Source organism: Methyloceanibacter marginalis (assembly GCF_001723295.1).
GTDB lineage: Bacteria > Pseudomonadota > Alphaproteobacteria > Rhizobiales > Methyloligellaceae > Methyloceanibacter > Methyloceanibacter marginalis.
Genome location: NZ_LPWD01000269.1, coordinates 1 through 10,286, shown reverse-complemented (window position 1 = coordinate 10,286; position 10,286 = coordinate 1). Strand labels below are relative to the sequence as shown.

13 protein-coding genes, 3 pseudogenes and 1 riboswitch are annotated in these 10,286 nt (G+C 64.1%); of the genes and pseudogenes, 4 read left to right on the top strand and 12 right to left on the bottom strand.

Features of this window, described 5'->3' with window-relative positions:
* The 7 genes and pseudogenes from AUC71_RS10455 to msrB all read right to left on the bottom strand — a co-directional run.
* Positions 1-248: biotin carboxylase N-terminal domain-containing protein (locus AUC71_RS10455; protein WP_141701606.1), on the bottom strand; the 248-nt coding region annotated here is incomplete at its 3' end.
* A gap of 7 nt (positions 249-255) precedes the next feature.
* Positions 256-897: an urea amidolyase associated protein UAAP2 gene (locus AUC71_RS10450; RefSeq protein ID WP_069624217.1), complete on the bottom strand. Its 642-nt coding sequence runs from the start codon at positions 895-897 to the stop codon at positions 256-258.
* A gap of 103 nt (positions 898-1,000) precedes the next feature.
* Positions 1,001-1,606: pseudogene (locus AUC71_RS17825) on the bottom strand (urea amidolyase associated protein UAAP1); the annotation flags it as partial.
* A 131-nt stretch (positions 1,607-1,737) separates the two neighbouring features.
* Positions 1,738-2,564, bottom strand: a pseudogene (locus tag AUC71_RS10445) (ATP-binding cassette domain-containing protein).
* The gene (locus AUC71_RS10440) at positions 2,561-3,379 is read right to left on the bottom strand and encodes an ABC transporter permease (RefSeq protein WP_069624216.1); all 819 of its coding nucleotides are present in this window, start codon (positions 3,377-3,379) and stop codon (positions 2,561-2,563) included. Before AUC71_RS10440 ends, AUC71_RS10445 begins: the two are co-directional and overlap by 4 nt.
* Positions 3,380-3,415: 36 nt before the next feature.
* Entirely contained in the window at positions 3,416-4,474 is a 1,059-nt protein-coding gene (locus tag AUC71_RS10435; protein WP_069624215.1) for a putative urea ABC transporter substrate-binding protein, read from the bottom strand.
* A 127-nt stretch (positions 4,475-4,601) separates the two neighbouring features.
* Positions 4,602-4,704, bottom strand: a riboswitch (guanidine-I (ykkC/yxkD leader).
* A 317-nt stretch (positions 4,705-5,021) separates the two neighbouring features.
* Positions 5,022-5,522, bottom strand: coding sequence for a peptide-methionine (R)-S-oxide reductase MsrB (gene msrB / locus AUC71_RS10430; RefSeq protein ID WP_069624214.1), 501 nt, complete (start codon positions 5,520-5,522; stop codon positions 5,022-5,024).
* A 232-nt stretch (positions 5,523-5,754) separates the two neighbouring features.
* Between msrB and AUC71_RS10425 the strand changes: the two genes are divergently transcribed.
* Positions 5,755-6,534 carry a YegS/Rv2252/BmrU family lipid kinase gene (locus AUC71_RS10425; protein WP_069624213.1) on the top strand — a complete coding sequence of 260 codons (780 nt, stop codon included), beginning with the start codon at positions 5,755-5,757 and terminating at the stop codon, positions 6,532-6,534.
* A 68-nt stretch (positions 6,535-6,602) separates the two neighbouring features.
* Here the strand turns inward: AUC71_RS10425 and AUC71_RS10420 are convergent, their stop codons facing one another.
* The 4 genes from AUC71_RS10420 to AUC71_RS18730 all read right to left on the bottom strand — a co-directional run bounded on the left by AUC71_RS10420 (position 6,603) and on the right by AUC71_RS18730 (position 8,707).
* The gene (locus AUC71_RS10420) at positions 6,603-7,628 is read right to left on the bottom strand and encodes a sensor histidine kinase (RefSeq protein ID WP_069624212.1); all 1,026 of its coding nucleotides are present in this window, start codon (positions 7,626-7,628) and stop codon (positions 6,603-6,605) included.
* Between the two features lie 5 nt (positions 7,629-7,633).
* On the bottom strand, positions 7,634-8,011 hold the full coding sequence (locus tag AUC71_RS19515) for a hypothetical protein (RefSeq protein ID WP_158007792.1): 378 nt from the start codon (positions 8,009-8,011) through the stop codon (positions 7,634-7,636).
* A gap of 72 nt (positions 8,012-8,083) precedes the next feature.
* Entirely contained in the window at positions 8,084-8,239 is a 156-nt protein-coding gene (locus AUC71_RS10410) for a DUF1328 domain-containing protein (RefSeq protein ID WP_069624218.1), read from the bottom strand.
* Positions 8,240-8,245: 6 nt separating this feature from the next.
* Positions 8,246-8,707, bottom strand: coding sequence for a response regulator (locus AUC71_RS18730; protein WP_141701605.1), 462 nt, complete (start codon positions 8,705-8,707; stop codon positions 8,246-8,248).
* A 143-nt stretch (positions 8,708-8,850) separates the two neighbouring features.
* Here AUC71_RS18730 and AUC71_RS10400 point away from each other — a divergent pair, with 143 nt between their 5' ends.
* The 3 genes from AUC71_RS10400 to AUC71_RS10390 all read left to right on the top strand — a co-directional run bounded on the left by AUC71_RS10400 (position 8,851) and on the right by AUC71_RS10390 (position 9,512).
* Positions 8,851-9,048: a CsbD family protein gene (locus tag AUC71_RS10400; protein ID WP_069624209.1), complete on the top strand. Its 198-nt coding sequence runs from the start codon at positions 8,851-8,853 to the stop codon at positions 9,046-9,048.
* 126 nt (positions 9,049-9,174) lie between these two features.
* Positions 9,175-9,330: a DUF3309 family protein gene (locus AUC71_RS10395; RefSeq protein ID WP_069624208.1), complete on the top strand. Its 156-nt coding sequence runs from the start codon at positions 9,175-9,177 to the stop codon at positions 9,328-9,330.
* Positions 9,331-9,356: 26 nt separating this feature from the next.
* A complete protein-coding gene (locus tag AUC71_RS10390; RefSeq protein WP_069624207.1) occupies positions 9,357-9,512 on the top strand; it encodes a DUF3309 family protein in 156 nt (51 codons plus the stop codon).
* 23 nt (positions 9,513-9,535) lie between these two features.
* Here the strand turns inward: AUC71_RS10390 and AUC71_RS10385 are convergent.
* Positions 9,536-10,286 (bottom strand): annotated as a pseudogene (locus tag AUC71_RS10385) (response regulator); the annotation flags it as partial.

The following is a 10,286-nucleotide window of genomic DNA, read 5'->3' as shown; positions in this document are numbered from 1 at the left end:
CCGTAGCCGGGATGGATCGCTTCGGCGCCGGTGGCGCGCGCGGCATCGAGGATGGCTTCGGCGTTCAGGTAGCTCTCGGCGGCCGGCGGCGGCCCGATGGCAACCGCCTGGCCCCCCATGCCCACATGCATCGAGTGGCGATCCGCGTCGGAGTAGACCGCCACGCTTCCGATGCCCATGCGATCGAGCGTGCGCATGATGCGGCAGGCGACGGCCCCACGATTGGCGATGAGGACTTTCTTGAACATGAGCCCGTCACGCGCCCCAGATCAGAACTTCGATGGGCGTCGGGTTGTACGCGTTGCAGGGGTTGTTGAGCTGCGGGCAGTTCGAGATCAGCGCGATGACATTCATGTTCGCGATCATCTCGACATATTTGCCCGGCCCCGACAGGCCGTCCTCGAAGCGGAGCCCGCCGTCGGGGGTGACCGGCACGTTCATGAAGAAGTTGATGTTGTGGGCGATGTCCCGCTTGGACAGGCCGAACTGCTCGTTCTCCGCGACGGCCAGCAGATAGTTGTCACGGCAGGAATGCATCGTCCTCTTGTCGAGGGCGTAGCGCACGGTATTGCTCTCGGCGGAGCACGCACCGCCAAGCGTGTCGTGGCGGCCGACCGTATCGGCGGAGATGGTGAGCAGCGGCCGGCACAAATTCGACATGAGCACGGAGCCGCATGTGAGATAGATGTTGCTCTGCTCGCGGATGGTGTCGCAGGCGGAGTAGTGCTCCGCCGGATCGTCCGCGTTGTAGAACAGCGTGTCGGCGGCCTGGTTGCCTTCGAGATCGAGAATGCGCAGCGTCTCGCCTTGGCGGACGACATGCATCCAGTAGTCGCCGGCGGGCACGATTTTGCGGTAGTGCGCGGCGCTTGCATCGAGCGTGCTGTCCTTGCGCATGATCAGCAGACCTCCGTGCAGCAGGCCATCCGGGTGAGGCGGTTGTTCTCGAAGCCGCGGCCGTCTCTGGCGCCGAAAGGCGATTGGGATCGTCTGCCGCGGCCGGCGGGCCGTCGAAGATGTCGAATTGCATGGGCTTTCGCGGAAACGCAGGCGCGGTGTCGAGGGGATGCGGGCAGGTGTGGAACAGCACCATGGTATCCATCTCGAAGCGCAGCTCGACGGAGGCCCCCGGCCTTGCCGCCGTTTGGTCCAAAGACAACGACCCGTCATCGTCGGCGACGGTCTTGCTGAACCAGTTCACGTTGGCGGGAAGATCGCGCGGGCCGAGGCCGTATTTGGCGCCTTCGATGAGCAGGCTGTCGCGGCCGTTCTGGTACCAATCGTTGCGGTAGTCCTGGTAGCTGTGCTCACCCCATTTCGCGGCGACGGACGCCTTGGTGGTATTGCCGCAAACCGTGTCGTGCCACCCGAAGCTGTCCGCGACGATCGAGCAAAAAATGCGCCCCATGTCCGAGTAGAGGCAGTGCCCTTGGGTGAGCTTGAAGGTGTGCTGGCATTTCAGCGTGTCCGGCGCGTTGTAGCGCTCGAGCACATTCAGCGGGTTGAAGAAGACCATGCCGACATTGGCGCCGCCTTCGAGATCGGTCAGCTTGAGGCGCTTGTTCCGCCCAAGCACCAGCGACCGGTGCTTGGCTCCCGGGAGCATCTCCGACGCAATGTGTTCCATTTTTCGACCTCCAAACGGCCCGCGTCGTTGCGCGGGCTTTCGATGCGCCGGGCCGTCCCGGCATTCTGGAGATCCGCGAGAGGCCGTCCCCCCGCGGCACTTGCGGCCGGTCAGGACGGTTTCGTCGCCGCCTTTGGCGCCGGATCGCTGCCGGCGATCTTCGCTGGCCAGAGCGAGATGTCCTTGGTGATCGTCGCCCCTGACGCGGGGGCGCTTGACCGGCCGCGGGCTTGGTATCCCCGACAAGCGTGGCCCCGAAGCGCTCGCGCTCTTCGGGTAGATCGCGCGGCCGCTCGAAGGCGATGATCCGCGTGCCGAGCGCGAAGGCTTCACGCAGATCGTGGGTGACCATCACCACGGTCAGGTCCGTCTCGTTCCAGATGCGCTTCATCAAGACATGGATGTCGGCGCGAATGCCGGGGTCGAGCGCGCCGAACGGCTCGTCGAGCAGCAGGACGCGCGGCTTGCGCATGAGCGCCTGGGCGAGCGCGAGCCGCTGCTGCATGCCGCCGGACATGGCCGATGGATATTTGGTCTCGTTGCCGGCGAGCCCCACCTCGGCGAGAAGCGCTTCCGCCTCCTCGCGCGCGGCGCGGCGTTTCGCGCCCAGCAGGTGACCGAAGAGACCCGCCCTCTCGAACTCACGGCCGACCATGACGTTCTCGACCGCCGTCAAATGGGGAAACACGGAATAGCGCTGGAACACCACGCCCCGGTCGAAGTCCGGCTCGGGCTTGAGCGGCTTGTTCTCAAGCAGGATCGCGCCCCGCGTCGGCCGCTCCTCGCCGAGCAGCAGGCGAAGAAACGTGGTCTTGCCGCAGCCGGACGGACCGACGAGCACAAGAAAGGCGCGCGGCTCGATCTCGAGGTCGATCTGCTCGAGCACCACGTGGTCGCCGTACTCCTTCCAGACATGCTCGAAGACGATCTCGCTCATGCCTTCCTCGCTTCGGCGAACCACGGATAGGCTTTGCGCTGCAGCAGACGCAGGGCGAGATCCATGAGGAAGGCGAGAAGCGTGATCCACACCACGTAGGGGATGATCACGTCCATGGAGAGATAGCGGCGCACCAGGAAGATGCGATAGCCGAGACCGCTATCGGCGGCGATGGCTTCCGCCGCGATCAGGAACAGCCAAGCCGGGCCGATCTCGAGGCGAAGGGCATCGAGAAGCCGCGGCATGGTTTGCGGGAACACCACGCGCGAGGCGATCTGCGCCGTGGAGGCGCCGAGCGTTTGCGCCTTGATGAGCTGCTCTCTTGGAATGTCGCCGACACGCAAGGCCACGTCGCGGATGAGCTTCAGCGACGTGCCGATGACGATTAGCGCGATCTTCGACGCTTCCCCGAGCCCCATGACGATGAACAGGATCGGCAAGAGAGCCAGCGGCGGTACCATCGACATCACGGCGACGAAGGGGCCGAGGGTGGCGCCCATCACCGGCAACAGCCCGATGAGGACGCCAAAGACGAGCGCGATCAAGGCCGCGATGCCGAGACCGCTCAAGAGCCGCTTCAAGCTCGCCGCCGTGTCGGACCATAAAAGATATTGGCCGGTCCGGGGGTCGGGCTCGAAGGCGTAGGCCTTGATCGCCTCGCCCATGGTCTCGAAGCTCGGGAGCAGCTTGTCGTTTGGATTTTCCGCAAGGCGGAGATTCGATCCAATCGTATAGGCGACAAGCAGCGCCACGAACGGAAGCAGCGCGAGCGCGATGCGCGCCGTACGGCTCAGGCGCAAATTGATAGCGCGCATGGTGCCCTGTTCCGCCGACCCGTTCCCGCCGGCCCCCTAGAGCTTCCCGTCCGCGGCCTCTTTCATGAAGGTCTCGTCGTAGCGGAACTTCACGTTGTCTTTGTCGCCGAACACGGTCTTGTCGGGGAACTCGACGCCGATCGCACCCGCGGTCTTGGCGTCCTTGCCGAGCAGGGATTTCTCGAACAGGAACTTGGAGACGCGCTCCGTCGTGGTCTTGAGGTCGTCGCTGGTGACGAAGGCGACCGCGTCCTTCGGCTCGGTGAACAGCTCCGTCGTCTCGAGCATCCCGTCAAAGCCGGCGACATCGGTGCCCGACGCCTTGGCCATCGACTCCTTGGCCTCGGCCTCGGACTCCCAAGGCCTTCGTGTCCAGATCCCGGCGAGGGCCTTGCCGAACTTCGGATTGTCCTTGAGGACCTCCGTGTTGGCGACCATGAGATCGATGATCTCGCCGGGAATCTGCGAACTGTCGAACACGAGGTTCGCATCCGGGGATTCGAGGATCGTGGACACGATCGGCTTCCAGGTCACCACCGCCGTGACGTCGTCGGTCTTGTAGGCGGCGGCCATGTCGGCATCGGAGGTGTTGACGACCTTCAGGTCCTTCTCCTCGGCGCCGATGCTCTCGAGGGCGCGCGCCAGAAGATAATGCGACACCGAAAACTCGACGAGATTGACGTCCTGGCCCTTGATCGCTTCGAGCTGGTCCTTGTCTTTCAGGATCACGGCGTCGTTGCCGTTCGAGAAGTCGCCGACGATCACGGCCGTGGTGTCGACGCCGCCCGCCGAGGGAATCGACAGCGCATCCATGTTGGTGATCGTCACCGCGTCGAAGGCGCCGGCGGTAAACTGATTGATCGACTCGACGTAATCGTTGAACTGTTTGACCTCGATATTGATGCCGTATTTGTCGGCCCACTTCTTCACGATGCCCGCCTCGTCGGCATAGCCCCAGGGCATCCAGCCGACATAGATCGACCAGGCGACCTTGAAGTCCTTTTTCTCCTCTGCCTTCGCAGGCGAAAGCGCGACCCCCGCCAGGACCGCGACGGCCATGACTCCGGTGAGAACGAATTTTGTGAAACTGCGCATTGGCACCCCCTGTGCTCGCATGACCACGTTTTCGGCCGCGCGGGGGCTTCGATGCGAAACGGAAAGACCTCAGGAGAGCGAAAGCGGAGGCCTGTCCGTTCGCGTGCCGAAGCACCGCGCGGTATAGGTCTCCCGGGCTTTTATCCCGCCGTGGCTCCGCCTCTCACATGAGACGGGAGAGCCTCTCTCGGACCTGACGCTGATAAGCCGGAACCCTAGAGGCGTTATGCGGACAACTTTGCAGGGGTCATGCCAGTCGCCGCGGACTGAAATCTCCGGCAAAATCGACCGGCATCGCGCCGGCGGCGGCGTTCTGCCTTATCGCTGTGCAGGGCGTCCAAATACTAGGCGTGGATGATCTCGCCACATGAGCGAAAGGGGCCGTCTCCGACCCCTTCACCCCCGTACCCGTACGGCAGGCGGGATACGCAGAACAATCCCCGCCAAGGGTCCACAACGCGGCACCTTCGGGATGGTTCCAAATTAATTTCGGATACTTGAAAAAAGAGGCGCGCGGCCCCGATTGGGGGCCACGCGAGGGGGGAGGCTAGGCGGGGATAAACTTGAGCGAAACGCCGTTGATGCAGTAGCGCAGGCCCGTAGGCTTCGGGCCGTCGTTGAAGACGTGGCCGAGATGCCCGCCGCAGCGGCGGCAATGCACCTCCTCGCGGAGCCCAAAGCTCCAGTCCTCTTTGGTCCCGACGGCGCCCTCGATCGGCGCATAGAAGCTCGGCCAGCCGGTACCGGATTCGAACTTGGTCTTCGAGGAGAACAGCGGCAGGTCGCAGGCGGCGCAGGCGAAGGTGCCCTTGCGCTTCTCCTTGTTGAGCGGGCTCGTCCACGGCCGCTCCGTGTCCTCCTCGCGGAGAACCGCATATTGCTGCGGCGTGAGAATTTCCCGCCACTCCTCCGGAGTCTTCGTGACCTCGAAATGGCCCTCGGTGGCCGCGGTCGCCTCGCTGCCGCGCCATTTCAGGAGGCCGACGCCGGCAGCCGCGACGGCGGCGACGCCGGCGGTACCTAGGAGGATGGTTCGTCGCGTGACCATGATGGCTCCTTGCAAATTGCCCCTCAGGGGCGAAATCTCGTATCGAATCTAAGACTTCCGCCGCAGGTTCAATTCAACTTGCGCGCACGAACGTTCACGACGGCTTTATTAGGTGGGCGCCGCTTTTCGGGCGCTTTCAGGCCCGAAAGGAAGGCGATGTCTCAATTGCGCGTGCTTGTCGTTGTGAACCCCAAGGCTCCCGGGCCGAGGATGCGCTTTCCGCCCTGCCCGATTGGTTTGCCGCGCGCGCCGCCTCGAGACGATCGTGACCGACTCCCGAGACGCTCTGAACCAGGCCATCGCCGAGCATGGCGCGGAGGCCGACCGCATCGTCATCGGCGGCGGCGACGGCACCATCTCCCAGGCCCTCCCCCACCTGCTTACCCTGGGCAAGCCGCTCGCCGTGCTGCCGCTCGGCACCGCCAACGACTTCGCCAATACGTTGGGCGTTCCAGCCGACGTCATGAAAGCGGCCGAGATCGCGCTGGAGGGCCGCCCGCACCAGATCGACGTCGGTCTGGTCAACGGCCAGCCCTTTTTGAACGTGGCGAGCATCGGGGTGGCGGCAACCGCGGTCCATGCCCAGACGACTGAACTGAAGCACCGCTGGCGCATGCTCTCCTACCCGATCAGCCTGCTTCACGCGGCCCGGGACTCGAAGCCCTTCGTGGTCACGATCACCGTGGATGGGAAGACGTCTTGGACGGGGGCGGTCTATCAGGTGAGCGTCGGCAACGGCCGTTTCCACGGCGGCGGCCTCACGGTCGCCGACCACGCCACCATCGACGACGGCAAGCTCGATCTCTATCTCGTGGCGCCGGGGACCGCGTGGCAACTCATGGCCTGTATCACCCATCTGAAGTTCGGCTTCAGCGCCCCGGCCCTGCTGCATCGAAGCTGCGCCACGCGCGTCACCCTCACCACATCGAAGCCGCGCGCGTCAATGCCGACGGTGAGATCCAGACGCAGACGCCGGCGGAGTTCTCGTTGCGCCGTCAGGGCCTCACGGTGATCGTGCCAAGAACGCTGCCGGCCGGACACCAGGGTCTGTCGCCGATGCAGGAGGAAGAGACGCCGGCGCTAGCCCCGTGACGTCACGTGCGCGGCCGGGATCACGATCTCGCAGTGAACGCCCTTGACGGGGAAGGACAGCGTGACGTCGCCGGCGAGCGCCTTGCCGACGACAGTCTCCAACATGGCGCGGCCGAAGCCGGACCGTGACGGCTCGCTAACTTTGGGCCCGCCACTCTCGTCCCAGGTCAGCTTCAGCTTCTTGGCGTCCTCGCAGTAATCCCATTTGATGTGGATCTCACCGCCGGGCTTGGACAGCGAACCGTATTTCTCGGCGTTGGCCGTGAGCTCGTGCAAGGCGAGGCCGAGATTGTGGACGGCCTCGGGCTTCAGCATGACGTCCTCGCCTTCGATGGCGATGCCCCGCCCGAACGCATCGGCATGCGATTCCAATTGCTGCTCCACCAGCATGCGCAGCGAGGCGCCATGCCAATCGTCGGCGACGAGCAGGTCGTGCGACATGCCGATGGCGTAGAGCCGGGCGCTGAAGCGATCGAGAAACCCTTCGACCGACGTGGTGCGCGCGGCGGTCTGGCGGGCGATGGCGTGGATCACGGCCAACAGGTTCTTCGAGCGGTGCGTCAGCTCTCGCAGCAAGAGGCGGAGTTGATACTCGTTGGCTTTGCGCTCGGTGACGTCGACGGCAACCGAGGCCGCGCCGACGATCTTGCCCGCGTCGTCGCTGAGCGGCTCGATCACGAAATAGAAGGAGCGTTCGCGACGATAGAGCTCGAAATCGATCTCGAGCTCCTGCGACTTGCCGGTCTTCATGGCCTCCTGCTTGGCAGCAATGATCTTGACCGCCGCCTCGGGAGGAAAGATGTCGGCGTCCGTTTTGCCGATGAGATCCTCGGACTTCAGCCCCGCCGGCAGGTTGTGCGCCCAGGTAAAACGCAGATCCGCGTCCTGGCTGAACACCGAGATGGGCGAACCGCGCAAGGCGATCTCGAAGCGCTGCTTGGCCTCGGCGAGCTCTTGGGTGCGCTCCTCCACGCGCGCTTCGAGCTGCTGCCGTGTGGACTTGAGTTCCTCCAAGGTCGTCAGGTGCGCGGAGATTTCCGCCTGAAGCCGGTCGCGGGAGGCAGACCGAGGAGATGCGGCGCGAGCCATAACAGGCCGATGGCGGTGGCGAGCGCCAGCAAGGCCGCGGCGCCCTTCAGCAAGCCTTCCAGCGCGGGCGCCTTGAGCCATGGCGCCAGCAGAGCGGCGAAATGGACAAGACCCACGGCAAACACGAAGAGCAGAAACAGCTTCACCAGCGCGGCTTCGCGCTCACTGCTCTCGCCACGGCGCCTGTACAAATAAAGCAGCACCGCGGGTACGAGCAGGAAGGTGGCGGCAATGACACCGTCGGCAACGGCATGGAGCAGCGGCAGGCTTCCCGGCCAAGCCAAACCCTGTCCGTCGGTCTCAAGCATGGCGAGCGAGCTTTCCATCGCGGCCCGTCATCCCGCTACGCCTCCGCGCCCCTAGGTAAGAACTGGTGCGCACTAGACAACCGCCGCGATGAGGGTGACGAGGAATACCACGAGGAAGATGAAGAACAGGATGCGGGCAATGCCGCCTGCGGCCGACGCCACGCCCCCGAAACCGAATACGCCGGCCACCAGGGCCACCACCGCGAAAATAAGCGCCCAGTACAACAGCATGCCTCAGCTCACCTCGTCCTTCGCATCGACAATTCGGCGTGGCGCTTGCGACCTTCGCCCACCTCGCCACGCACGAGGCAAACGTCCGGTTTCGTGAATTTGTTGCAGCGCTTTGGTGTCAAAATCCGGCAACCGCCTCGAGAAGGTCCTTGTCGGTAAAGGGTTTCCTGACCAACGGAGCGGCGCGATGGGCGGGAGGCAGGCTCTCCGGGCCGTAGCCGCTGACAAAAGCGAAGGGGAGTCCGCGCGCGCAAGCAGGTCGGCGATCTGTCCCGCCGACTCTCCGCCCAAATGCGCGTCGAGGAGCGCGCCGCGCAGCGGCTCGCGTTCGATGGCGGCGAGCGCATCGCCGACGGTGCTTGCGGGACCAATGACCGCGTGGCCCGCGTTCTCCAGCGCCGCGACGATGTCGAGGGCGATGAGGAACTCGTCCTCCACGACGAGAATGGGATGCGTGCTAACCAAGTGACCCCTTCCTTCGAATAGCAGTGTAACAGTTCTGTGGCTTCGTTGGTTCACCGAGGGAACGCGGAGGCGATCGCGGGCGTTTTAACACCTCTACGCAACGCAGGCCACCCCCGGGCCCAACCAAACAGGAGTAGATTTCCATGAACTGGGATCGGATCGAAGGCAATTGGAAGCAGTTCAGCGGCAAGGCCCAACAGCAATGGGGCAAGCTCACCAACGACGACCTGGATGTCGTCGAAGGCCGCCGCACCGAACTCGTCGGCAAGATCCAAGAGCGCTACGGCGTCGCTAAGGACGAGGCGGAACGCCAAGTCGATACTTGGCTTCAAAACATGTAATATTTGAGTCGGTCCGTCGCGGCGCCGGTGGTGGCTCTTTAGCCCCGTCGGCCCACGGCGGCCGGTTTATGTTTCGCGCGCTCTACCCTGATCCGTACCTTCGGAAATTCATGGGGCACGACGTTCTTGGGCACGACAATTCTTCTCATCATCCTGATCGCGGTGCTTCTCGCTGTATTGCCGACTTGGCCCTACAGCCGAACTTGGGGGCCTCTTCCGTCAGGTTTCGTGGGCGCGATCATAGCGCTCTTAATCATCCTCCTCGTTCTCGAGAAGGTCTAGCCGGCCAGAAGGCCAATCGGTGAACCATGCTGACAACCATCCTGATCATCATCTTGATCCTCGTCCTCATCGGCGCGGTCCCGGCCTGGCCGCATAGCCGCGGTTGGGGCTACGGCCCCTCCGGCATTCTCGGCCTCGTGCTCGTGATTCTGCTGATCCTGCTCTTGCTCGGAAAGATCTAACGGCCGAGACCCAGTCGGAGCGCCTAGCTTTTGCGCTTGGCGCTCCGCTCGAAGAACAGCGCCTGCGAAACGATCGCCTTCACGGTATCGGGTTGATACGGTTGGTGATGAGGAACGCAGGCTCGGGCCGCTCGCCCGTGAGCAACCGGTCCGGATAGGCCGTGATGAAGATCACCGGCACCTCGAACGTGCCCAGCATCTCATTGACCGCGTCCAAACCCGAGCTTCCGTCGGCAAGCTGGATATCGGCGAGCACGAGGCCTGGCTTTTCCGCCGAGACGGCACTCACCGCTTCGGAGTGCGTGCGGGCGACGCCTGCCACGCGATGACCGAGACCTTCGACGATACTCTCAAGATCCATGGCGATCATCGGCTCGTCTTCAATGATGAGAACGTCGGTGGCGACTTGCGCAGAGATCTCGCGGCCCGCGTCGTCGATCAGCGCCTCGACGTTGCTCTCGCTCGTGTTCAGGATCGTGGCGGCCTCCTCCCCGCTGAAGCCCTCCACGGAGCAAAGCAGAAAGGCTTGGCGCGCCAGCGGCGTGATTTGCTCGAGCTGGCGGTCGGCCGGCGTTCCCCCACCTTCGAATGTTTCGGCCTTCAGGTTCAGGCCAACGGAATTCCACAGGCTCAGGAAGGTACGGTAGAGCGCGACGCGCGGATCGAGACTCACGTCGAACAGCGAAGGGTCCTCGGCCAGCACCTGCAGCGTCGCCGCGACATAGGCGTCACCGGCGTTTGAGAGCCGCGAGGCGCGGGCGAAACGGCCGTAAG

Excerpts from the sequence above, each read along its gene's own strand:
- AUC71_RS10390 (WP_069624207.1), top strand. The coding sequence starts at position 9,357 with ATGCTGACAACCATCCTGATCATCATCTTGATCCTCGTCCTCATCGGC.
- AUC71_RS10400 (WP_069624209.1), top strand. The coding sequence starts at position 8,851 with ATGAACTGGGATCGGATCGAAGGCAATTGGAAGCAGTTCAGCGGCAAG.
- AUC71_RS10440 (WP_069624216.1), bottom strand. The coding sequence starts at position 3,379 with ATGCGCGCTATCAATTTGCGCCTGAGCCGTACGGCGCGCATCGCGCTC.
- AUC71_RS10450 (WP_069624217.1), bottom strand. The coding sequence starts at position 897 with ATGCGCAAGGACAGCACGCTCGATGCAAGCGCCGCGCACTACCGCAAA.
- AUC71_RS10435 (WP_069624215.1), bottom strand. The coding sequence starts at position 4,474 with ATGCGCAGTTTCACAAAATTCGTTCTCACCGGAGTCATGGCCGTCGCG.
- AUC71_RS19515 (WP_158007792.1), bottom strand. The coding sequence starts at position 8,011 with ATGCTTGAGACCGACGGACAGGGTTTGGCTTGGCCGGGAAGCCTGCCG.
- msrB (WP_069624214.1), bottom strand. The coding sequence starts at position 5,522 with ATGGTCACGCGACGAACCATCCTCCTAGGTACCGCCGGCGTCGCCGCC.